Here is a 20,250-nt window from a genome sequence, read left to right on the forward strand (position 1 = left end):
GGTGGGGTATTAATGGCGACTCAATACGAAATCACACCACGCTGTTCGGCGGCAGCACCACCTGACGGCTGCGCAGGAAAACCACCACCAGCGCCAGCCAGGCGAGGCCGCTGATCAGGTTGAACATGTTAAACATCCCCGCACCGCCTTCGACATAAGCCACTTTTGCCAGCTCAATCCCAACCGTGAAAATCATCATGCTGATAACGCCCATGGCGGCGGAGACAGTCCCTTTGCTCATGTCGCTGGAGAACAGCGTCAGGCGGTACAAACCGGCATTCGCCACACCAATTCCGAACGCATACAGGCTCAGACCGGCGGTCATCCACAGATAGGCATGCGCAGAAAACATCGTAGCCACCGCAGCGATCAGCAAACCGACCACCATCGGGCCTGCGCCCAGTTTAATCAGATATTCGACGGTACGTTTGCCCGTCAGGCGCGCCAGCGTAACGTTACCGATAATCAGTGCGCCGAAAATCGGCACCTGTAACAGGCCATAATCGTAAGCGGCTAAGCCTTCGCCGCTGATTAAAATCACCGGCGACTGTGCAATCCATGTCAGCAACGGCAGGCTGGCAAAACCAATCGCCAGCGCGCCGCATACGAACTGACGGTTCTTCAGCACGTGCTTGTAATCGCGCAGCAGGCTTGGCATCGAGAACGGTTCACCAAGCCGGGAAGCTGTTTCCGGCATCGATTTCCACAGTCCCCACAGCGCGATAGCGGCGAGCACGGCGAAAATTACAAACATCGACTGCCACGGGGCAATGTGGATCAGCGCCGCACCGGCCAGCGGCCCGAGCAGCGGCGCAATCAGCGCGACATTCGCCATCATGGCCGTGATTTTAATACACACCGACTCTTCGAAGGATTCCTGTATCGCGGCATAGCCGACCGCGCCGATAAAGCACAGGCTGATGCCTTGCAGGAAACGCATCACCATAAACTGTTCAATGTTTTGTACGAACAAAATGGCCAGACAGGTGATGATGAAAAAGCTCACGCCCGCCAGCATGACCGGACGACGCCCGCGCCTGTCTGACAGTGGCCCGAGCAGCCATTGCAGGAACATGCCGCCAGCCAGATAAGCGGTCATGGATGTTGGCACCCATTCTTCCCCGGCATTAAAATTAGCCACGACGGCCAGCATGCCCGGTTGGATCATATCGTTACCGATATAAGTCGCGAATTCGAACAGCACCAGGCACAGAGGGAACAAAAGCGCCTGCCGACCCAGAAGGGACGCAGTATTTGGAGAATTATGCATTTTAGTTATTCACAGACGTAAGGCTAATCGGTTGAAAATTAGCAGAAAATAAGAGACTGTCCGGGCGGGTTTCGCAAGCGAGGCAGTAATGCTGGCTATTTTGCCGATTATTTGAGCGCAACGCAATCTTCAGATTCACGTTCAGCACAATCTGAGAACGGCACTTTTACCTTGTTAGCCCTCCAAAAGCTGGCTACGCTGCCAACAACCATCGGTAAGAAGGAAATTGCAGGGAATGAGCCAAAAAATCAGCTGGATAGATAATCTGCGTGCGCTCGCCTGCATGATGGTGGTGATGATCCACGCCAGCACCTCGCTGGTGGTCAATTTCGCTGCGGTCCATACCGCTGAATGGACAGTGGCAAACCTGCTCAATTCCGCCTCGCGCGTCTGTGTGCCGCTGTTCTTTATGATTTCCGGTGCGCTATTTTTGGGTGAAAAAAGTGCGCAAAAACGGCATTTTTGGCGCGTCACATTATGTTTGCTGTTCTACAGCGCCGTCTCGCTGATGTATATCCTCACCATGACAAAAATAGGATTTTGGCCGTCATTGCGTCTGATTGTGGAAAAACCGGTGTTTTACCATCTTTGGTTTTTCTACGCCATTATCGTGATTTACCTGATTTCCCCGCTGATTAACGTTAAAGCCGTCTCCGGCAGATACCTGCTGATCGCCGGAACGTTGCTTGGCGTCCTGGCGAATCCGCAACTGCCTGCCGTGACATGGCAGAAAATCCATCTTTTGCCGCTGGATTTATACATCAGTGGCGATACCTTCTATTACGTGCTTTACGCCCTGATGGGCCGCGCCATCAGCCAGCTCAATACTGAAAAAATGGTAATCACGCTTACCGCCAGCGCCCTGTTTATCCTCAGCACGCTGGCGATTGCCACGGGTACGTACCGGCAGATGCAGATTAACCAGAATTTCGCCGACACTTTTTACGTCTACAGCGGCCCGCTGGTGTTTATCTCCGCCATCGCGCTGTTCGTGATGTTCAAAAACGCGCTGACACACCGCATGCTGCCGGGATTTGCCCCGATCTCCCGTCATTCCCTGGCCATCTACGGTTTTCATGCACTGATCATCATTGGGCTGCGCAGCCAGCATCTCGACTTTCCGCAATATCCGCTGCTGAACATCGCCTTTTTGTTTATCTGCGGACTGGGTGGCGGATTATTACTGGCGATGGGGTTGGGGAAAATAGACCGGCGGAATTGGGTGAGCTGAAAACAATATTGATTATTTATACACATCATGAATGGTTGTGCATGATATTATCAATTTATTTCCCCTTATTTTATTAAATCGGCACGTCACGATTAATCTCTTTCATTATCTTTGTCATTTTGTTCCGGATATTATTTCGCTTCACTTATCCAGGCAAATTATCATGACATTCTGGCCACCCTTTCAAATAAATGGTGTGATTTATACGCTTGATCATCTTCGGGCATCGACAATTGTTGCTGTCAGGCCAGCCAGTGACGATTTTCCAACCCGTAAGTTACGGATTTTTGTGGTCTACACTGATCATTGTTTCACGGCGCATCAGGCAGAATCTGAGTTGTGGGTTTATCCTCATGCTCCCGGAAAGCATCAGCGATATTTTTGTCCGCAACGTCATTCATATTCATTCCGCTTACCCGAGCTTATAAATAAACTCATTAATGAAAATGCGTTATTAGGCCGGACGTTGCATCAGCATCAGGAAACATTTTATTATCTGGAAACACATTATATGGGTGTGGATTATTGTTTGTTTTTTGAAATAACAAAAAATAAACATCCGGTGGGTGACATACGATTAAAAGTGATGACAAGTTACCCGAGAGAGAAATGGGCTGGCCCGGTGGGCGTAAATGGATGGTTCAGTTTTTGGCATATTTTTGATGCGAGGATGAAAGGTCTTAAATTACCAACAAGGCGCAGATAACAAAAAAGCGACACGGGGTCGCTTTTTTGTTTTTACAGCTTCAGGCGGAGGTCTTTGGATTTTCATCTTATCGCGGCACGGCCAGCGGCCTTTACAGGCAGACACCGACGTACTGTTTAGCGTAGCCATTCAGTCCCACAAATCGTCAGCGGATAAAATTTTACTCAATTAATGCTCAACTTGCAATCAGCCTTGCGTTTAACGCCACCGCTCCTGCGCACGGCGCAATTGTCTTGCGGACGAAAATCCGGCGGCGAGGGCAGCTTTTTCGATGCCTGATCCCTGCTGAAGGCGCTGTTGTGCCACGGCGATACGCAGTTGCTCGTGGTAGTCACGCACGCTGATACCCAGATGCTGGCGGAACAAACGGGTGAGGTGGCGTGCGCTGATGTGCGCTCTGGCAGCGACCTCTTCCACCTGCCAGGCGGATTCCGGTTCGGCGGCCATCAGATTTTGTGCGCGGTGAACGGCGGGGTGCAGATGATTACGGTAACGCAGCCACGGAGAGAGTTGCGGATCATCACCGCCACGACGAAAATAGACCACCATTTCGCGGGCGACATCCAGCGCCGCCTGCGGTCCCAGATGCGTGGCGATCAGGTGCAGTGCCAGATCGATACCGGCGCTGATGCCCGCGCTGGTCAGCACGGAACGGTCTTCAACAAATATCCGGTTATCTTTTACCTGTGCGGCGGGGACCTGCTGGCGCAACTGCCCGATCACGTCGTGATGTGTCGTGCACTGATAGCCGTCGAGCAGCCCGGCTTTTCCGGCCAGCAGGCTGCCGGAGCAGATACACACCAGCGTTAAATTCCCCGCTTCAATGGCGCTTTTCTGCTGATGCAGCCAGTCGCAGGTCGTCTGCGCCACCATTGAGCTGAAGTTTTCAGCGGATTCCGCCACGCCCGGCATGATCAGAATGCTGCCCTCTGGCAGGCTTTGCGGCAGTGGCTGTAAATGGCTGACCATCAGGCCGGTAGACATCATGACTTCCGGCTGCGGCCCGATGTAGTGCAGCCGGAATTGCCCGCTCAGGCGCAGCGCTTCCGCCGGGCCGGTGAGATCTAACGACATCACGCCGGGGAGCGTCACAAAGTAGACATTTCGCTGCATAGTGCTTCATCCGTCCGCAGGGGAAAACGCTATCTTCACACAACGCGGTCAAGTTCCGCCAGCGCACCGGTCACGTCGGTGAGGGTGGCAAAGCGGTCGTCGAGCACCAGTTCGGTACGCAATTTGATCTCCTGCGCGCTCAGCGTGAGTCCGCTGGCGTGGATCATCGGGAACGTCAGTGTCGCTTCGGTGACAAAAGTCACTGAATAGCCGAGATCGGACGCCACGCGGGCCGTGGTTTCGCAGCACTGCTCGGTACGCATACCGGCGATAATCAGATGCGTGATGCCTTTATCGCGCAGCCAGCCGTCGAGGCCGGATTCCGTCAGGGCATTGTGGACGTGTTTATGGACGACATGTTGCGGTTGGTGTGTGAGGAACGTCATCGGCGTGACCAGACCGGAAGCCAGCGAAAAGTCGCCATCAGGATTGACGTGAAACACGTCGATAACCGGCACGTTGCGGGCCTGACAACCATCAATCAGGCGGGTTAAGGCTGCGCTGAAAGCCGGTAAATCATCCTGCTGCCAGAAGTCTTTATGTTCGAAGGAACGTTGAACGTCGATATTTAACAGGGCGCTTTGGGTCATTTCCGGACTCCATCTGGTGAGTGTGAAGCCAGTGTGCGCCTGAATTGAAATGAGAAGAATGCCAAAAACGGACATGATGCTGACCAGGGCGGACGACCTGCGCCATCCGCCGTCGGTTCAGAATTTTTTGATCAAAGCTTCTGATCGGCGCGCCAGTGGTGATAGTCGATATGGTCGGCCTGGAAATTGGTCGTTTCAGCATCGCCGGTCAGGCGGTACGCAAGCTGAAACGCAAAATCAAACGCCAGCCCTAATCCTTTGCCGCTGAGTAAGTTGCCGTCTTCTACAAACGACTGATTGAGGTAAACGCCGTCTTTCACGTCTTTGTATAAATCGCCGGAACAGACATAGCGACGACCTTTCAGCAGCCCGTTTCCGCCCAGTACGCGCGCGGCAGCGGAGCACAGCGGGCAAATCAGTTTCCCGGCGTTGTCATGACGGCGGACAAATTCCACCACCTCTTTACTGGCCGCCAGCGCCACTGAACCTTCCGGCCCGCCGGGCATTACCACGGCATCGAATAAACGATCACCCTGCGCGGACAGCAGTTCGTTGGCCTGCATCTGAATGCCGTGATAGGTGCGCAGCGTCAGGCTTTTCTGGCAGGCTAATGTGGTGACCTGAATCTCCAGCCGCTCGAGAATATCGAGCACAATTACCGCTTCACCTTCTTCAAATCCGTCGGCCAGCAGCAGAGCGACCTGCTTTTTCGCGTTGTCCTTTACCATAATGCAAATGTCCTCTGAGGATAAAAATCAGAGGACATAATAAAATGAAACGGTGTTTTGATATTGTGAGTGGCGTTGCAGAGTGAACTAGAAAACCAGTTGCACTTTCGAGGCTTTGGATTTATCCAGAGCGTACTCCAGCGCTTCCACCAGGCTTTCCTGCGGGAATTCCGCCGACAGCAGCGGCATCGGATCGACAGTTTTATTCGCCAGCCATTCGACCGCCGTGTTGAATTCTTCGGTGAAGCGGAAGCTGCCGACCCAGTTAATTTCTTTGGCAATGAGCATCATCAGCGGGAATTCATTCACCACCGGTCCCATGCCGACCTGAACCAGCGTGCCGCGCGCGCGGGTCACTTCCAGACAACGGCGGATGGAAGACGGATGGCCGGAGGCATCAAAGGAGACATCGAAAAAGCCTTTCTCCGCCTGATATTCACTGAAATCACCCTGTGCGGCGTCCAGCGCTTTACCTGCACCCACCGCCAGTGCCAGCGTGCGGCAACGTTCGCTCGGGTCCGTCACCACGATTTGCGCGGCGCCTTTGGCTTTCGCCGCCAGCACGATCAGGCAACCGATCGGACCGACGCCGGAAACAAACACCGTTTTGCCATGAATATCGCCTGCCTGATTGACGGCATGAATGGCGACGGCCAGCGGCTCGGCGAACACCATCAGACGGTCACTGACCTGATTGTCGTAAGGAATGCACTGGTCGCTGTCGACGATCTTATACTGCGTAAACGCGCCATTGATGTGCGGGAAATACATCGCGCTGCCGAAGAATTTCATGGTGGTGCACTGATTTTCGTCGCCGGAAAGACAGTATTTGCAGGCTTTGCACGGCTTACTCGGGTTCAGCGCCACTTTCTGACCAGGCTGCAAACGCGGGGTATCCGATTTCTCCACCACACCCACCACTTCGTGGCCGAGTACCATCGCCTCGCGCACTTTGAAATCACCCACCGCGCCGTGTTCGTAATAATGCAGATCCGAGCCGCAGATGCCGCCGCGGGTGATTTTCACCAGCGTACCTGCTCCGGTGTAGTCGAGGGTCTGGTTGATCACCGAAACGTCTTTTTTCCCGGTTACGACGCAGGATTGTGTGGCAATAGTCATGGAATTCTCGCTCTTTAAAGGGCCTGATTGCGCCCAGTAAAGAGGGTTTGCCGGTCATAAAATGTGATCGTCGTCACTTTGCGTCGTGTTACGAAAACCTGTTACCCATAACTTGAACGGACTCAACTTTTCCCGGCAGATTTATCACGATTGCGCGCCGGAATGCTGAGGATCAGATGGGTTATCACACCACCGGCCAGCCCCCAGAATGCCGAACCGACTCCCAGCAGCGTGACGCCGGAAGCAGTGATCAGAAACGTAATGATTGCCGCGTCGCGCTGACGCTCATTTTCCAGCGCGCGGTACAGGCTGCCAGCAATGGTGCCGAGCAGCGCCAGCCCGGCGATGGTGTGGATCAGCGCCTCCGGTAACGCAGTAAAGACCATGCCGATGGAACCGCCAAACACGCCCGCAATCAGATAGAAAACGCCTGCCGAGACGGCCGCCATATAGCGTTTTTTGGGATCAGGATGAATATCCTCACCCATACAAATCGCGGCGGTAATGGCGGCGATACAGATGGTAAAACCGCCGAACGGCGCTAAAACTAACGCAGTCAGCGCTGTCCAGGAAATCAGTGGCGAAACAGGCAGATGGTAGCCGTGCGCTTTCAGTGTGGCGATGCCCGGCGCATTCTGTGAGGCCATGGTCACCACAAAAAACGGAATGCCAATGCCGATAATGGTGGAAAGTGTGAAATGCGGCATCACAAACGCCGGTGCGGCGAAGGTCAGCGTCTGACCGTGCAGGGCAATATCACCCTGTAATGCGGCGACGATCAGCCCGGCAACCAGCGCCATTACCACCGCATAGCGCGGCAGGGCGCGTTTTGCCAGCAGATACACCAGACACATGGTCCCTGCGAGGGCAAAATTGCTTTGCAGTGAGGTAAAGGCGTTCAGCCCGAAACGCAACAGAATACCGCCGAGCATCGCCGCTGACAGCGCCTGAGGAATGTAATGCATCAGTCTGGCGAATAAGCCGGTCACGCCACACAGCAGGATCAGCCCGGTGGCAAACACAAATACGCCAATGGCTTCGTTAAGCGAAGTGCCGGGCAGGCTGGTCACCAGCAGCGCCGCACCGGGCGTTGACCAGGCCGTCACCACTGGCGTGCGGTAATACAACGATAGCCCGATGCTGGTAACACCCATGCCCAGCCCGAGCATACTCAGCCAGCCGCCAATCTGCGCTACGCTGGCGCCCGCCGCTTCCGCCGCCTGAAAGATAATCGCCGCGGAGCTGGTATACCCGACTAAAACCGCGACAAATCCGGCGATTACCGCCGAAAACGTTAAATTCTGCAAACTGAGACGCGAGGCCATGGGCGAAATTCCTTCTGGTTAGCGGACGCTGGCGGTATGCTGTTGTGCGTTATAGCGCACATCTGCTGCGCTCAAGATATCACTGTGCGTTATAACGCACAATCGCGATCGGTAAAAACGATTGCCAGAGGAGTCAGGATGCAGGAACTCACCCACCATATTGGCAGCCAGCTGAAAGCCGTGCGCAGCGAACGCGGCTGGAGTCTCAGCCAGACGGCAGAACATACCGGCGTCAGTAAGGCGATGCTCGGGCAAATCGAGCGCGGCGAATCCAGCCCGACCGTCGCGACGCTGTGGAAAATCGCCAGCGGCCTGAATGTTTCGTTCTCGGAATTTCTCGAAACGCCGCCCGCGCAGTCAGCGGCGTTGCATCGCCACGGCTTACTGACTACGTTCAACAGTGACACTTCGGGCATGCGCGTGGTGCCGCTGTTTCCGTTCGATACCACGCTGCGTATGGACATGTTTGTTATCGATCTCGAGCCGGGCGGATGCAGCGAATCCACACCACACGAAGCCGGAGTGATTGAGCATGTGATTGTTATCGAAGGTGAACTGACGCTGACGGTTGACGGCGTGACGCGCGTGCTCAGCGCCGGTGAAGCTTTGCGTTTTGTTGCCGATTGTCCGCACGCTTACCGCAATGAAAGCGGTCATTCCGTGCGTTTCCACGACCTGATACATTATCCGCAGTCACGCCCGTAACGTTTTCATTTCCTGAGGAGAATGCCCGATGAGCCAGCCGCACGATGTGATGATCCGTCTGTTAACCCCCGCAGACCGCGAAGGTTGGGAAGCGTTATGGCGTGATTATCTGGATTTTTACCAGTCGGAGCTCGATCCGGCACAATTTGATTACACTTTCCAGCGTTTATCACAGCCTGATTACGCCAGCATGTTTGGCTATGTGGCGGAGTACGAGGGAAAACTGGCCGGGCTGGTGAACTGTATCAATCACGATCATGGCTGGCACATGCAGCAGGTGGTGTATTTGCAGGATTTGTACGTTGACGACCGCGCCCGCAAACTGGGGATCGGGCAAAAACTGATTGAAGCGGTTTATGCTTACGCCGACGAAAACAATAAAGCCAACGTCTACTGGACTACCCAGACCTCAAATCATACTGCCCGCAAACTGTATGATCGTATTGGTACGCTGACCGAATTTATTAAATATTCCCGTTAAGTGGTTTACGCATATTCATTTTCGTTGTGACGTAACCGAGGCTGGCGTACAGCGCCTGCGCACCGGGATTGCTGGCAAAGACATTCAGTTCAATTGCCACACAACCCTGTTCCTGCAGGCGTTCTTCCATCAATCTGAACGCTGCCGCTGCATGACCCTGACGGCGAAATTGCGGATACACCGTCAGTTCGTACACGAACGCGCTGCGCACGCCATAACGTTCCACATTGGAAAACCATAAATAGCCCGCTGTTTCGCCGTTCTCTTTGGTTTTAATCTCAAAAAGATACTGATCCGGTGTATCAATACCTTGCGGCAGTGCACTTTGCGTAGAACTGCGAGCCCGTTCCAGCGCGGTATCCGCCTGCCAAAGACCGGCTGTTACGTTCTCTTCTGCATAATCTTTTGCCAGCTGTTCTGCGAAACCCTGGTAAAACGCAGCACTCATCGGCGCTAAAATAGTCATCCTTTCCCTCTGATTTATTTGTTGTTTTCCGGCTTCTTATAAGGCGTGACGTAGCATTCGCTGATGGTGGTGGAATGACTTTCCATCTGCGTGATGATGTAGCCTTTATCGGTCAGCGCCACTGAACTGTAGGGCGTTTCATTATTTTTATCTGAAATCACGTCTTCAAAAGACTGAATGATTTTGGCTTTTTCACTGGCGCGCGTCGGATCATCCATCCCGTCGACCCGGATCATCGCCTGTTTAAACTGATTACGGAATCCTGTTTTCCCCGCCTTGCTTTCAATCACGGCCTTGATGTTCACCGTGATGTCATTACCGAGCAGAAATAAGGTGTTGCTCTGATAAACCAGCACATTCTTGCGTTTCGAAACCACGAAGCCGTTCTCGATAACTTTCATTTTGCTGTTGTTGGCGTAAGTCACATCATCCAGGCAAATGGTTTTATCGCCGACCTTAAACTGGCTGAACCGCGCTTTGATTTCTTTCGGCGTAGATGCCGCCTGCGAGCAGAGCGGTGCAAGCAGCAAAAGAGGTAAGAGCCATGACTTCATAGGAGTTTCCTGAACAGGTGCTGAATCAGCCGACATAACAGCAGTATAGGGAGACGTGCGCAGGATGCGAACGTTTATCTTTGGCGGACCTCATACTTATTCATTGCTACAATGAATAAGTATGAGGTGGGTTGGAGGCGTAAAAATGCCGACTTTATATGTCGTTTTTGGATTTCCCAAGCAGAGATGGAGGCTGTAGTGGGTTGTCGCCGATCTATTAGGCGGTTATGCGTTCATTCCAGGTATCTTTATAAATGATATTCCCGTTTACATACTTCCATGTAATGCTTTCATAGCGTAGCTGGATAGTTTCAAAATGTGTTCCAGTCTGGTTGCCTGGGTATAAATTGGGTGCAATGGATGTAACTTTTACATTTTCCAAAATGATATTGAAGTATTCGGCTTCTATTCCCGCCTCAAGAATATGATACATTTTGATTGTAGCAGACTTCAGCGTTTGTCCTTCACTCAGTGCGCGATACAAAAGCGGCGTTGTCCTATCGAATTCTTTTTGCAAGGTGATCGGAGAATGTATTCGTGTCCCTGTTAGTTTACCCGTGTTTCTGTCGGCTGGGATATGCATATTATGAGTCACTGATTTTAACTCTATCGCCCCCTCTCTGCCTGAAACCAACGAACCACCAACAATGGGCGAACCATCTACTCCGGTTAGAAATAAATATGCTGGATTTGACATGAAATATCCTTATATTTAATGTTTAGTTATCCTGTGGGTAATATTTATCGACTAGTTTACCAATAATCCATATGACAAATACCATAGCTGAAATGGCGAGCAATCTCTCCAGCCAGGTATCAAAATAAAATACAAAGAATAACGAAAACCAGACTGATGCACCGCCAAGGATAGCGCCTATTTGACCTACTGCAGCATTTGCAGCTTTCTTCATAAAGCTGGGTTTCTTATCCACTTATCTACGGGCTCCAACTTTTGAATCTACAATTTTTAGGATCTTATCAAACGCGGGAGAGCCTTGTTGGTGTCGAACATACAGGGCGTCAACAAAAGGTGACAGGGCAGGCTCGAACAGGAAATAAAGCAGGTCATAATCTTTTAACCGCAAAATAGCGTAGAGTTCAGGCACTTCCACGCTCAGCTTTTCTGATGCCCGAATGCAGCGTTCTTTCATTCCTCCGACTAATAATATGTTTCCAATGACCCCGCCTCTTACTTTCACAAAAAAGCTTGTTCCTTGAGCTATCGCGATAGCAACTTTCCCGGCAATAACTGTATTAGTTGCAGTTCTGCCGACAACTGAGAAAACAGATCGGCTGTATGTTTTGTTTTGTTCGCTTTCTGAAACGTATTTATTGAAATCATTAAGTATAGTTTGTATCGCGTCCGTAATCCGATCATGTTCCAGTATTCCACGTTTAATCGCTTCTATTATTCTTATTGTTTCTGTTTCATGAGCGTGGTATGAATCTGTATCGAAAAAACCATATGCAAGATATCCAAGATCAACTGGCACGGAAAGTATTCCATGTACCAAACCAATAGCTGAATCAGGGGAAATAATTATGTCGGCAATGCGCTGTGCTATCTCTTCTGAATTATCCATAATGCGCCCTTTGAAGTCCGTTTGTTTGGCGGTTTTTTAGAGGATATATTGACTTAAGCCAAATGGCAATGGTTAAAAAACGTGCGAAAGTTTGGTGCGGAAAATATCTTGTTTAATCAGTTTCTCAAAATTAGCTTAATGTATAAGATGATGTACGCATTCTTTAGAATGAGAAAATTTGCCCGTATCCCAACAACTCCACTCGGGTTTATCATCTGAATGAGTTTTTAACGACACCTCCCTCTTTCTGCGCTATGTTTTTCTTCCTTTGTTTTATTTCTTTCAGGAGTTTGCCATGAGCCAGCCTTCGCTGATTTTGTATTCCGATGCCAATTTTTTCAGCCCTTATGTGATGTCCGCTTTTGTCGCGCTGACCGAAAAAGGCATTCCCTTTGAACTGGAAAAGGTAGATCTGGCTAACGCGGAAAACCTGAAGGAAAATTATTCGGCGATTTCCGTCACCCGCCGCGTACCGACATTAACCAATGGCACGTTTGTGTTATCCGAGTCCTCTGCGATTGATGAATATGTCGAAGAGTTGTTCCCTGCGCCCACGTTCCCCGCCATTTACCCGGCTGACCCTGAAAACCGCGCCAAGGCCCGTGAAGTACAGGCATGGCTGCGCAGCGATCTGATGCCTATTCGCGAAGAGCGTTCAACGGAAGTGGTGTTTGCCGGTGCGAAACGTCCGGCGCTCAGTGCAAGCGGACAGCAGGCGGCTGAAAAACTGTATGCCGCCGCCGCGTTTTTACTGGGCGACAAAGAATATTTATTTGGCGAATGGTGTATTGCGGACGTGGATCTGGCGCTGATGCTTAATCGTCTGCATCTGAACGGCGATCCGCTGCCGGAGAAACTGGCCGCTTACGCAGAGGCGCAATGGCAGCGGCCATCGGTGAAGGAATGGCTGGCGCTTTCAGCTTAACGTTTTTGTCAGAAAGAACCGCGTATGCGTCGAGGGCGCATCGTCCGGCGCGCGGGAATCAGGGATGTAATCCTCCAGCGCCATTTGCATGCTATAGCCCATACGTTCGTAGAAAGGCCGCGCCTGGAAACTGAACGTATCAACCAGCGAGTAACGGCAACCCCGTGCTTTGGCTTCCTCTTCCGCTTCCCTGATGAGCTGCGTGCCGACATCTTTGCCGCGCAGCGTTTCATCGACCCACAGCATCTTTATGTACATCCAGTAGCCGACGGTTTCAGCCACGATACCGGCCAGTTTCTTGCCATTCTCATCTTCCACGAAAATGCCTAACTCGCGGAAGGTCGGTTTCGGGATAAAGTTTCTGTTGAAATCCCGCAGTGCCGTTTTGATCTCCTCGAGATCGCTTTCGGTCGGGGCATGGGTGAGACGAGTCTTCATGACATTTTTCCTTTTTCCGTTAACGTTTTGTCGTAGCGAGGCGAACTGCAAAAGCGATAAACACGGTGCCGGTGAGCCGGTCCAGCGTTCTGACCACTGCCGGACGGCGCAACCAGCGCGACAGCGGGCGGGTGGCCGAAATCATGGTGACCGACCATAACGTCCCGATCACCGCATGCATGGCGGCGAGGCCGAAAATGTACGGCCCGACCGGATAGCCGGTGGCGACGAACTGCGGCAGGAAAGAGACATAAAACACACCGACTTTCGGGTTAAGCACGTTGCCAAAAAGGCCTTTAACGAACGGCGAGTTCCCGATGCGTAAGGCGGTGCGGCGGCTTTGCGGCGCATCCATGTTCATTTCGTTGCGGGGTTTGAACAACATCTGCAGGCCGAGCCAGGCCAGATACGCGGCACCGATCCATTTCAAGACATTGAAGGCGATTTCAGAGGCAGCGAGCACGGCGCCAAGGCCAAGTGCTACCATCGCGCCCCAGACCAGACAACCGGTGCTGATGCCAAAAGCGGTGGACAGCGCCTTTTTACTGCCCTGACTGGCGGCAGTGCGCAGCACCAGTGCGGTATCGAGACCGGGGGTGAGGGTTAAAATGCCAGCGGCAAGCGCGTAAGAAAGCAGGGATTCGGTAACGGTCATTGGCTTTTCCTGATGAGCGAAAAAACCAGAATAGTGAAGCGGACGGCAGAGATGCAATCGCGAATTTAAATGAAATTCGGCATAAAAATACTGGCAAATAAAAAAGCCTGTGGAAGTCGGGCTTCCACAGGCTTTTCAGAGGGTTTTCTCGCAGACGATTATTTGTAGATTTCAGCGTCAGCGTGCAGTTTGTTGTTCCCGGTCACGGAGATGATGCGGTAAGAAGAGGCACCGGCATCTTTCGCTTGTTGTGAAAGTTTCGCTTCCAGGCCACTGATAGAGGTGGAGTTGGCGGCGGAAATCACCCCAATTTTCTGCATGTCACTTGATGGCTGAGTAATCTGCTGAGCCGCGAAGCTGCCGAAAGAAATCAGGGAAAGGGTTGCAGCTACAGCAAAAATTTTGACGTTTTTCATGATGATTTATCCATTCAGGTTATGAGAGTGAAAGGTGGTTGCCTTTCGATGAATGTATAATAGGCGTGATACCCGGAGATGAAAAACGGATTGATTTGATTATCTTGTTCAAAATATTTGGTCTACTTTTTACGCGATTTTACGTGCGAATGCGGGTAGCTGACGAAACCGCATTCGTGCTGACACAGCCTGAAACTGCCTTAGGTTTCTCTGCATTTCTTCCCTTCCTGCTGATTTTGGGCGGTTTTGTAGAAAGGGTGCTAGACTTTATCTGCAGTTCAAGAAGAGGGCGTTCGTGCAAAACACACGTTCTGCTCGCAGAGCCTGAAACGTTCTGCTCTTGTTTGGCTAATTTGGCTGAACAATATTCACGGTAACGGAAATTTATTCGGAGGAGTCGAAAATGGGAATTTTATCCTGGATTATCTTTGGTCTGATTGCAGGTATTCTGGCGAAATGGATCATGCCGGGCAAAGATGGCGGCGGATTCATTCTGACCGTAGTCCTGGGTGTTGTAGGTGCCGTTGTGGGTGGTTATATCAGTACTTTCTTCGGTTTTGGTCGCGTAGACGGATTCAACTTCGGCAGCTTCGTGGTCGCCGTGATTGGTGCGATCGTCGTACTGTTTATCTACCGTAAAGTCAGAAGCTAAGGTGTCGACCTTAGGTTGAGATGTGAAAAGCCGCGCAAGTCGCGGCTTTTTTGTGTCTGTTAATCACTCCACCGGCGACGTCGGCAACCGTACGATGTCCTGATTATCATTACCCATCCAGTAAACGCCTTCCTTCGCCCAGAACGGTCCTTCGATAAAGTCGAGCAGGCCGGAATACTCTTCGTAAAATTGTTTGCCGTCGCGGTTGTAGACACGCATATAGCCGGAATAATGCCCGCCGTCACCCGGCATGGTCATGCGCGGAATAAATTCGAAAGTTTTATACTCGCGCACCACATACTGTTTGTTCGGGCTCCATTGCTCGGAGACGAGTTTCCCTTGTTTCCACCACTGATGGCCTGCGGCGATCACCGCCAACAGCACCGCCAGCATGATCCAGCGCTTGCGCTGACGCATCAGAGCTTCCTGACTTTTGATTTTGGGCATTAACGTAACTCTGTATTTTTACGCGGACGTCCGCCTTTTTTACCATTTTCCCGGCTGGCACTGGCTTTAACGGCGCTGCGCATGGCACCGTTAATTGAGGCAACAATTTTCTGTAAGTCGCTGGCATCAAAAAGAATTTTTGCAAGTAATCCCGGCAGGTAAATATCCACATTACAGGCCGGAATACGCAGTGCTTTGCTGAAACCATCGACTGCTGCGGTGTTCAGTTGTTCCTGCGTCGCGTGCTGAAGTTCTTCAATCAAATCAATGTTAATAAGATACCCGACGCCGTTGCCGTGCATGATCATAAAGGCATGTTGTTCAGGACGGTATTCGACCGAAACAGGGCGGGAAGGGTCATTAGCCGTTTGCTCCCCGCGCTTTAACGCCGCATCAAATCGTGTCATTGGTGCCATGGATCTTCTCCCATTCAGCATTGAGCGTGACGATATTTGCTTCTAAGTAACGAAACAAAGCTTTGATCTCCGCGTCGTAAATGAACATGGCGCGGCAGGTGATCATGGCTGTAAACCATAATCAACCATCCTGAAAAGCGGAGAATTGTGGGCATGAGTTTATCCATAAACCTAGCAGTTAGGTTTATGGTAGACCTGAAGGGATGAATTAGCGAGCGTTACTTTATCAGGGACTAAATCGCCACCAGCCCGCGCACGCCTTCCGCCTCCATTTCTGCCCCGCGCCCGCGTTTCACAATGCTGCCGCGCGACATCACCAGATAGCTGTCGGCCAGTTCGGCGGCGAAATCGTAGAATTGTTCGACCAGCAGGATCGCCATGTCACCGCGGGCGGCGAGCTGTTTGATCACCGCACCGATTTCTTTAATCACCGACGGCTGAATGCCTTCGGTCGGTTCGTCGAGGATCAGGAGATTCGGTTTGCAGGCCAGCGCACGGCCAATCGCCAGTTGTTGCTGCTGGCCGCCGGACAAATCCCCGCCGCGGCGATGCTTCATTTCCAGCAAGATCGGGAACAGATGGTAGATTTCATCCGGCACCTGTTTAGCATTGCTGCCGGAAAAACGCGACAGCCCCATCAGCAGATTTTCTTCCACGGTCAGACGCGGAAAAATTTCGCGTCCCTGCGGGACATAGGCAATGCCCGCCTGTACACGCTGGTGCGGTTTTCGGGAATTGATCACCTGATCCTGCCAGGTGATGGTGCCGGATTTCGCCGGTATCAGCCCCATCAGGCATTTGAGCAGCGTGGTTTTTCCGACGCCATTACGTCCGAGCAGGCACGTCACTTCGCCGATTTTTGCCTCAAAAGACAGGCCGCGCAGAATGTGGCTGCCGCCGTAAAACTGATTCAGTTCATTTACCTGCAACATAATGCGACTCCTCAGCGCCCTAAATACACGTCGATAACCTGCTCGTTGGCCTGCACTTCACGCAGAGAGCCTTCAGCCAGTACCTGACCCTGATGCAGTACGGTGACGTGGTCAGCGATGGTTTCCACAAACCCCATATCGTGCTCGACCACCATCAGCGAATGCCTGCCAGCCAGTTGTTTGAACAGCTCTGCGGTGTATTCGGTTTCGGCATCGGTCATGCCTGCCGCCGGTTCATCGAGCAGTAACAGATGCGGTTCCTGCACCAGCAACATACCGATTTCCAGAAACTGTTTCTGACCGTGCGAAAGCAGGCCCGCCGGTCGATGTCGCTCAGCGGCGAGGCGCAGCGTGCCAAGCATTTCATCGATGCGGTCACGCTGCTCGCTGTTCATTTTTGCGCGCAGACACGCCCATACTGATTTATTGGTTTTCTGCGCGATTTCCAGATTTTCGAATACCGTCAGCGCTTCAAACACCGTCGGTTTCTGGAATTTCCGCCCGATGCCTGACTGCGCAATCTGCACCGGATCCAGTTTCGTCAGATCGGTACGCTGGTCGTAAAAAACACGGCCACTTTGCGGTCGGGTTTTGCCGGTGATCACGTCCATCAGCGTGGTTTTCCCCGCGCCGTTCGGGCCGATCACGCAGCGTAATTCGCCGACGCCGATGTTCAGCGACAAATTGGTCAGCGCCTTAAAGCCGTCAAAGCTGACGTTGATGTTTTCCAGTTGCAAAATCGGGTCAGTTTGTTCGCGGTGCCGGTCCGCCCGCTGCGGCTGGGTAAACAGGTCTTCGGTCATGGTCATCAGGATTTCCTCTTGCGCAGCAGGCCAATCACGCCTTGCGGCAGGAACAGTGTCACCAGAATAAACATGCCGCCGAGCACAAATTGCCAGTATTCGGGAATGGCGACGGTGAACCAGCTTTTCGCGCCGTTGACGATGCCTGCGCCAATAACCGGGCCGATCAGCGTGCCGCGTCCGCCGAGTGCCACCCAGATGGCGGCTTCGATGGAGTTGGTTGGCGACATTTCGCCCGGGTTGATAATGCCGACCTGCGGCACGTACAGCGCACCCGCCAGACCGCACAGCATGGCGGAAATCGTCCAGACGAACAGCTTGAAACCTTTCGGATCGTAACCGCAGAAAATCAGCCGGTTCTCAGCGTCACGCACTGCCGTCAGCACGCGGCCATATTTACTTCTCGCCAGCGCAAAGCCCAGCGCCAGACTGGCGACCAGCACCAGAACCGTGGCTAAAAATAATCCCACGCGGGTGCCGGTGGCGGTGACCGGAAAGCCGAGCAGGGTGGTAAAACCGGTGAAACCGTTATTGCCGCCAAAACCGGTTTCATTGCGGAAAAACAGCAACATACCGGCGTACGTCAGCGCCTGCGTCATGATCGAAAAATAGACGCCTTTGATTTTTGAACGGAAGGCGAAATAGCCGAACACAAACGCCAGCGCGCCGGGCACCAGCACGATCAGGCACAGTGCCCAGGCAAAATGCTGCGTACCTGCCCAGAACCACGGCAACTCGGTCCACGACAGAAACGACATAAAATCCGGCAATCCGCTGCCTGCGGCCTGCCGCATTAAATACATGCCCATCGCATAACCGCCGAGGGCGAAAAACAGCCCGTGGCCGAGCGACAGCAAACCGGCATAACCCCAGACCAGATCGAGCGCGATCGCCACGATCGCATAACAGAGGATCTTGCCGATCAGCGTCAGCGTGTACGTGGAGATCGCCAGCGGATTACCGGCGGGCAACAGCGCCAGAAACGGCATCACAATCAGGAAGATGAGCACCAGCGTGCCCACCGAAATCGCAATCTTCGGCGCTTTTTGTACGCCGGTAATCGTCAGAGGCTGGCTCATCAGTCAATCACCCTGCCTTTGAAGGCGAAGAGTCCCTGAGGACGTTTCTGAATAAACAGGATAATCAGCGCGAGGATCAGGATTTTCCCCAGTACTGCGCCGATTTCCGGCTCAAGAATTTTGTTCACGATGCCCAGACCAAAGGCCGCCACCACGGTGCCCGCCAGTTGTCCGACACCGCCAAGTACCACCACCAGGAAGGAGTCGATGATGTAGCCCTGCCCGAGTTCCGGGCCGACGTTACTGAGCTGCGATAATGCCACGCCACCTAAACCGGCAATGCCGGAACCGAGGCCGAACGCCAGCATATCGACGCGCCCCGGTGGGTACCCCACAGCAGGCCGCCATGGCGCGGTTCTGGGTGACGGCGCGTACGTTCATGCCCAGCCGGGTTTTATTGAGCAGCAGCCAGGTCAGGCCGAGCACCAGCAACACGAAGATGATCACCGCGATGCGGTTGTACGGCAGCACCAGATTCGGCAGCAACTGAATACCGCCGGAGAGCCAGCCGGGATTCGCCACTTCGACGTTCTGCGCACCAAACAGCATACGTACGCCCTGAATAAGGATCAGGCTGATGCCCCAGGTCGCCAGCAGGGTTTCCAGCGGACGACCGTATAAATGGCGGATGACCGTGCGCTCCAGTGCCATGCCAATCCCCGCCGTAATGAAAAAGGCTACCGGCAGCGCCACCAGCGGATACAGCGCCAGCAGGCCAGGGGCATAGTGCTGAAACAGCGACTGCACCATGTAAGTCGAGTAAGAGCCGAGCATTAACATCTCGCCGTGTGCCATGTTAATCACACCCAGCAAACCGTATGTGATCGCCAGTCCGAGTGCGGCCAGCAGCAGAATCGAGCCGAGCGATAAGCCGGTAAACGCCTGACCCAGTAAATCGCCAATCATCAGGCGATGCTGCACCGCTTTCAGGCTGGCGAGCGCGGCATTACGCACCGTGGCATCAGGCTCGGTTTTCGGATCCGTCAGGCTTTGCAGGCGGCCTTGAGTATCCGGATCGCCCGACGTGCCGAGCAGTTCAACGGCTTTCAGGCGCACCTGCGGACTGGCATCAGCCAGTTGTAAATTTGCCAGCGCGATGGAAAGGGCGTCGTGAACGGTGCTGTCTTTTTCCCGTTCAAGACGACGGGTCAGCAGCGGCAACTGATCGGCCTGCGCTTCGCGCTGTAAGGCTTTGGCAGCCTGTAAACGGACCGCGCTGTCGGTGCTCACCAGACGGTGTGCGGAAAGCGCATTGGCAATCAGAATACGCAGGCGGTTGTTCAGCCAGACTTTTTTGGTGTCACCCTGCGGTTTAACGTCGCCTTCCAGCGGCGTCAGTTGATCGCCATTTTGCGCAAACGCATGTTTTGCTTCGTCGATGACGACGTTTTCCTGCTTCAGTGCCTCGAGCAGTGGCAGCCTTTCCGGCTGCGGGTCTGCCGCCCATTGCTGTAATAACGTGGCCTGCTGGCTGCGGCTGGCGGCAGCAAAGTCATTCGCCGCACCCGCCTCTGCCAGCAACGGAAGGCAACAAAGCAGGAAAAGCAGTGATCGGATGAGGATTCTCATAATGTTCTCGCCGCATAAAGTTGATGCTGGTTTGCGTCCTCCCCCTG

The 20,250-nt window shown here is 53.0% G+C and carries 24 protein-coding genes and 2 pseudogenes; 6 read left to right on the top strand and 20 right to left on the bottom strand.

The features are described from left to right. Positions 1–31: 31 nt before the first annotated feature. Complete coding sequence (locus UC14_RS04310; protein WP_013573401.1) at positions 32–1,270, bottom strand: MFS transporter; 1,239 nt, start codon at positions 1,268–1,270, stop codon at positions 32–34. A 235-nt stretch (positions 1,271–1,505) separates the two neighbouring features. Here UC14_RS04310 and UC14_RS04315 point away from each other — a divergent pair, with 235 nt between their 5' ends. Both UC14_RS04315 and UC14_RS26675 read left to right on the top strand, forming a co-directional pair. Next, positions 1,506–2,501, top strand: a complete 996-nt coding sequence (locus tag UC14_RS04315; protein ID WP_112197274.1) for an acyltransferase — start codon at positions 1,506–1,508, stop codon at positions 2,499–2,501. Positions 2,502–2,664: 163 nt separating this feature from the next. Continuing rightward, positions 2,665–3,207 carry a hypothetical protein gene (locus UC14_RS26675; RefSeq protein ID WP_147423491.1) on the top strand — a complete coding sequence of 181 codons (543 nt, stop codon included), beginning with the start codon at positions 2,665–2,667 and terminating at the stop codon, positions 3,205–3,207. Positions 3,208–3,405: 198 nt separating this feature from the next. Here UC14_RS26675 and UC14_RS04320 read toward each other — a convergent pair whose 3' ends face one another. The 5 genes and pseudogenes from UC14_RS04320 to UC14_RS04340 form a co-directional block, all read right to left on the bottom strand. Further along, complete coding sequence (locus UC14_RS04320) at positions 3,406–4,320, bottom strand: GlxA family transcriptional regulator (protein ID WP_013573404.1); 915 nt, start codon at positions 4,318–4,320, stop codon at positions 3,406–3,408. A 47-nt stretch (positions 4,321–4,367) separates the two neighbouring features. Then, positions 4,368–4,910 (bottom strand): annotated as a pseudogene (locus UC14_RS04325) (isochorismatase family protein); the annotation flags it as partial. Positions 4,911–5,041: 131 nt separating this feature from the next. Continuing rightward, positions 5,042–5,638 carry a DJ-1/PfpI family protein gene (locus UC14_RS04330; RefSeq protein ID WP_112197276.1) on the bottom strand — a complete coding sequence of 199 codons (597 nt, stop codon included), beginning with the start codon at positions 5,636–5,638 and terminating at the stop codon, positions 5,042–5,044. A gap of 87 nt (positions 5,639–5,725) precedes the next feature. Beyond that, a complete protein-coding gene (idnD, locus tag UC14_RS04335) occupies positions 5,726–6,757 on the bottom strand; it encodes an L-idonate 5-dehydrogenase (RefSeq protein WP_112151986.1) in 1,032 nt (343 codons plus the stop codon). Between the two features lie 122 nt (positions 6,758–6,879). Continuing rightward, positions 6,880–8,082 carry a benzoate/H(+) symporter BenE family transporter gene (locus tag UC14_RS04340; protein ID WP_013573408.1) on the bottom strand — a complete coding sequence of 401 codons (1,203 nt, stop codon included), beginning with the start codon at positions 8,080–8,082 and terminating at the stop codon, positions 6,880–6,882. 138 nt (positions 8,083–8,220) lie between these two features. Here UC14_RS04340 and UC14_RS04345 point away from each other — a divergent pair, with 138 nt between their 5' ends. Both UC14_RS04345 and UC14_RS04350 read left to right on the top strand, forming a co-directional pair. Further along, a complete protein-coding gene (locus UC14_RS04345; RefSeq protein WP_013573409.1) occupies positions 8,221–8,787 on the top strand; it encodes a helix-turn-helix domain-containing protein in 567 nt (188 codons plus the stop codon). Positions 8,788–8,815: 28 nt separating this feature from the next. After that, the gene (locus UC14_RS04350; protein WP_112197277.1) at positions 8,816–9,268 is read left to right on the top strand and encodes a GNAT family N-acetyltransferase; all 453 of its coding nucleotides are present in this window, start codon (positions 8,816–8,818) and stop codon (positions 9,266–9,268) included. On the opposite strand, the gene UC14_RS04355 is transcribed toward UC14_RS04350, so the two are convergent. The 5 genes from UC14_RS04355 to UC14_RS04375 form a co-directional block, all read right to left on the bottom strand. Further along, positions 9,252–9,734, bottom strand: coding sequence for an N-acetyltransferase (locus tag UC14_RS04355; protein ID WP_013573411.1), 483 nt, complete (start codon positions 9,732–9,734; stop codon positions 9,252–9,254). The genes UC14_RS04350 and UC14_RS04355 overlap by 17 nt on opposite strands. Positions 9,735–9,748: 14 nt before the next feature. After that, positions 9,749–10,288, bottom strand: coding sequence for a hypothetical protein (locus tag UC14_RS04360; protein WP_013573412.1), 540 nt, complete (start codon positions 10,286–10,288; stop codon positions 9,749–9,751). A gap of 217 nt (positions 10,289–10,505) precedes the next feature. Continuing rightward, the gene (locus UC14_RS04365) at positions 10,506–10,985 is read right to left on the bottom strand and encodes a type VI secretion system tube protein TssD (protein WP_112197278.1); all 480 of its coding nucleotides are present in this window, start codon (positions 10,983–10,985) and stop codon (positions 10,506–10,508) included. 22 nt (positions 10,986–11,007) lie between these two features. Continuing rightward, complete coding sequence (locus tag UC14_RS04370) at positions 11,008–11,199, bottom strand: hypothetical protein (protein ID WP_037033839.1); 192 nt, start codon at positions 11,197–11,199, stop codon at positions 11,008–11,010. 21 nt (positions 11,200–11,220) lie between these two features. After that, a complete protein-coding gene (locus UC14_RS04375; RefSeq protein WP_112197279.1) occupies positions 11,221–11,871 on the bottom strand; it encodes a hypothetical protein in 651 nt (216 codons plus the stop codon). Positions 11,872–12,166: 295 nt separating this feature from the next. Here UC14_RS04375 and yfcF point away from each other — a divergent pair, with 295 nt between their 5' ends. Further along, the gene (gene yfcF / locus UC14_RS04380) at positions 12,167–12,796 is read left to right on the top strand and encodes a glutathione transferase (RefSeq protein WP_013573413.1); all 630 of its coding nucleotides are present in this window, start codon (positions 12,167–12,169) and stop codon (positions 12,794–12,796) included. Here yfcF and UC14_RS04385 read toward each other — a convergent pair. The 3 genes from UC14_RS04385 to UC14_RS04395 form a co-directional block, all read right to left on the bottom strand. After that, positions 12,788–13,234, bottom strand: a complete 447-nt coding sequence (locus tag UC14_RS04385; protein ID WP_014411441.1) for a GNAT family N-acetyltransferase — start codon at positions 13,232–13,234, stop codon at positions 12,788–12,790. The genes yfcF and UC14_RS04385 overlap by 9 nt on opposite strands. A gap of 19 nt (positions 13,235–13,253) precedes the next feature. After that, positions 13,254–13,889, bottom strand: a complete 636-nt coding sequence (locus tag UC14_RS04390) for a LysE family translocator (protein WP_013573415.1) — start codon at positions 13,887–13,889, stop codon at positions 13,254–13,256. 158 nt (positions 13,890–14,047) lie between these two features. Then, positions 14,048–14,305 carry a YdgH/BhsA/McbA-like domain containing protein gene (locus UC14_RS04395; protein WP_013573416.1) on the bottom strand — a complete coding sequence of 86 codons (258 nt, stop codon included), beginning with the start codon at positions 14,303–14,305 and terminating at the stop codon, positions 14,048–14,050. 403 nt (positions 14,306–14,708) lie between these two features. Here UC14_RS04395 and UC14_RS04400 point away from each other — a divergent pair, with 403 nt between their 5' ends. After that, the gene (locus UC14_RS04400; RefSeq protein WP_013573417.1) at positions 14,709–14,957 is read left to right on the top strand and encodes a GlsB/YeaQ/YmgE family stress response membrane protein; all 249 of its coding nucleotides are present in this window, start codon (positions 14,709–14,711) and stop codon (positions 14,955–14,957) included. 63 nt (positions 14,958–15,020) lie between these two features. Here the strand turns inward: UC14_RS04400 and UC14_RS04405 are convergent, their stop codons facing one another. The 6 genes and pseudogenes from UC14_RS04405 to urtB all read right to left on the bottom strand — a co-directional run bounded on the left by UC14_RS04405 (position 15,021) and on the right by urtB (position 20,203). After that, entirely contained in the window at positions 15,021–15,374 is a 354-nt protein-coding gene (locus tag UC14_RS04405; protein ID WP_225444971.1) for a hypothetical protein, read from the bottom strand. A 29-nt stretch (positions 15,375–15,403) separates the two neighbouring features. Then, a complete protein-coding gene (locus tag UC14_RS04410; protein ID WP_013573419.1) occupies positions 15,404–15,820 on the bottom strand; it encodes a DUF2442 domain-containing protein in 417 nt (138 codons plus the stop codon). 233 nt (positions 15,821–16,053) lie between these two features. Continuing rightward, a complete protein-coding gene (urtE, locus tag UC14_RS04415; RefSeq protein ID WP_112197281.1) occupies positions 16,054–16,752 on the bottom strand; it encodes an urea ABC transporter ATP-binding subunit UrtE in 699 nt (232 codons plus the stop codon). 11 nt (positions 16,753–16,763) lie between these two features. After that, complete coding sequence (urtD, locus tag UC14_RS04420) at positions 16,764–17,561, bottom strand: urea ABC transporter ATP-binding protein UrtD (RefSeq protein WP_013573421.1); 798 nt, start codon at positions 17,559–17,561, stop codon at positions 16,764–16,766. Beyond that, positions 17,561–18,634, bottom strand: a complete 1,074-nt coding sequence (gene urtC, locus UC14_RS04425; protein WP_112197282.1) for an urea ABC transporter permease subunit UrtC — start codon at positions 18,632–18,634, stop codon at positions 17,561–17,563. The genes urtD and urtC overlap by 1 nt, the downstream gene beginning before the upstream one ends. Continuing rightward, a pseudogene (gene urtB / locus UC14_RS04430) lies at positions 18,634–20,203 on the bottom strand (urea ABC transporter permease subunit UrtB). The gene urtC and the pseudogene urtB overlap by 1 nt, the downstream one beginning before the upstream one ends. Between the last annotated feature and the right edge of the window lie 47 nt (positions 20,204–20,250).

Source organism: Rahnella sp. NRRL B-41462 (genome assembly GCF_003263525.1).
GTDB classification, from domain to species: domain Bacteria; phylum Pseudomonadota; class Gammaproteobacteria; order Enterobacterales; family Enterobacteriaceae; genus Rahnella; species Rahnella aceris.

What these genes read in the sequence shown, in the direction of transcription:
- UC14_RS04400 (WP_013573417.1), top strand. Translation starts at nt 14,709, where the DNA reads ATGGGAATTTTATCCTGGATTATCTTTGGTCTGATTGCAGGTATTCTG.
- urtE (WP_112197281.1), bottom strand. Translation starts at nt 16,752, where the DNA reads ATGTTGCAGGTAAATGAACTGAATCAGTTTTACGGCGGCAGCCACATT.
- UC14_RS04365 (WP_112197278.1), bottom strand. Translation starts at nt 10,985, where the DNA reads ATGTCAAATCCAGCATATTTATTTCTAACCGGAGTAGATGGTTCGCCC.
- UC14_RS26675 (WP_147423491.1), top strand. Translation starts at nt 2,665, where the DNA reads ATGACATTCTGGCCACCCTTTCAAATAAATGGTGTGATTTATACGCTT.
- UC14_RS04350 (WP_112197277.1), top strand. Translation starts at nt 8,816, where the DNA reads ATGAGCCAGCCGCACGATGTGATGATCCGTCTGTTAACCCCCGCAGAC.
- UC14_RS04330 (WP_112197276.1), bottom strand. Translation starts at nt 5,638, where the DNA reads ATGGTAAAGGACAACGCGAAAAAGCAGGTCGCTCTGCTGCTGGCCGAC.
- UC14_RS04345 (WP_013573409.1), top strand. Translation starts at nt 8,221, where the DNA reads ATGCAGGAACTCACCCACCATATTGGCAGCCAGCTGAAAGCCGTGCGC.
- UC14_RS04315 (WP_112197274.1), top strand. Translation starts at nt 1,506, where the DNA reads ATGAGCCAAAAAATCAGCTGGATAGATAATCTGCGTGCGCTCGCCTGC.
- UC14_RS04375 (WP_112197279.1), bottom strand. Translation starts at nt 11,871, where the DNA reads ATGGATAATTCAGAAGAGATAGCACAGCGCATTGCCGACATAATTATT.
- UC14_RS04355 (WP_013573411.1), bottom strand. Translation starts at nt 9,734, where the DNA reads ATGACTATTTTAGCGCCGATGAGTGCTGCGTTTTACCAGGGTTTCGCA.
- UC14_RS04320 (WP_013573404.1), bottom strand. Translation starts at nt 4,320, where the DNA reads ATGCAGCGAAATGTCTACTTTGTGACGCTCCCCGGCGTGATGTCGTTA.
- idnD (WP_112151986.1), bottom strand. Translation starts at nt 6,757, where the DNA reads ATGACTATTGCCACACAATCCTGCGTCGTAACCGGGAAAAAAGACGTT.
- UC14_RS04410 (WP_013573419.1), bottom strand. Translation starts at nt 15,820, where the DNA reads ATGGCACCAATGACACGATTTGATGCGGCGTTAAAGCGCGGGGAGCAA.
- urtD (WP_013573421.1), bottom strand. Translation starts at nt 17,561, where the DNA reads ATGACCATGACCGAAGACCTGTTTACCCAGCCGCAGCGGGCGGACCGG.
- yfcF (WP_013573413.1), top strand. Translation starts at nt 12,167, where the DNA reads ATGAGCCAGCCTTCGCTGATTTTGTATTCCGATGCCAATTTTTTCAGC.
- UC14_RS04385 (WP_014411441.1), bottom strand. Translation starts at nt 13,234, where the DNA reads ATGAAGACTCGTCTCACCCATGCCCCGACCGAAAGCGATCTCGAGGAG.
- UC14_RS04405 (WP_225444971.1), bottom strand. Translation starts at nt 15,374, where the DNA reads ATGCGTCAGCGCAAGCGCTGGATCATGCTGGCGGTGCTGTTGGCGGTG.
- UC14_RS04310 (WP_013573401.1), bottom strand. Translation starts at nt 1,270, where the DNA reads ATGCATAATTCTCCAAATACTGCGTCCCTTCTGGGTCGGCAGGCGCTT.
- UC14_RS04360 (WP_013573412.1), bottom strand. Translation starts at nt 10,288, where the DNA reads ATGAAGTCATGGCTCTTACCTCTTTTGCTGCTTGCACCGCTCTGCTCG.
- UC14_RS04390 (WP_013573415.1), bottom strand. Translation starts at nt 13,889, where the DNA reads ATGACCGTTACCGAATCCCTGCTTTCTTACGCGCTTGCCGCTGGCATT.
- UC14_RS04395 (WP_013573416.1), bottom strand. Translation starts at nt 14,305, where the DNA reads ATGAAAAACGTCAAAATTTTTGCTGTAGCTGCAACCCTTTCCCTGATT.
- UC14_RS04370 (WP_037033839.1), bottom strand. Translation starts at nt 11,199, where the DNA reads ATGAAGAAAGCTGCAAATGCTGCAGTAGGTCAAATAGGCGCTATCCTT.
- UC14_RS04340 (WP_013573408.1), bottom strand. Translation starts at nt 8,082, where the DNA reads ATGGCCTCGCGTCTCAGTTTGCAGAATTTAACGTTTTCGGCGGTAATC.
- urtC (WP_112197282.1), bottom strand. Translation starts at nt 18,634, where the DNA reads ATGAGCCAGCCTCTGACGATTACCGGCGTACAAAAAGCGCCGAAGATT.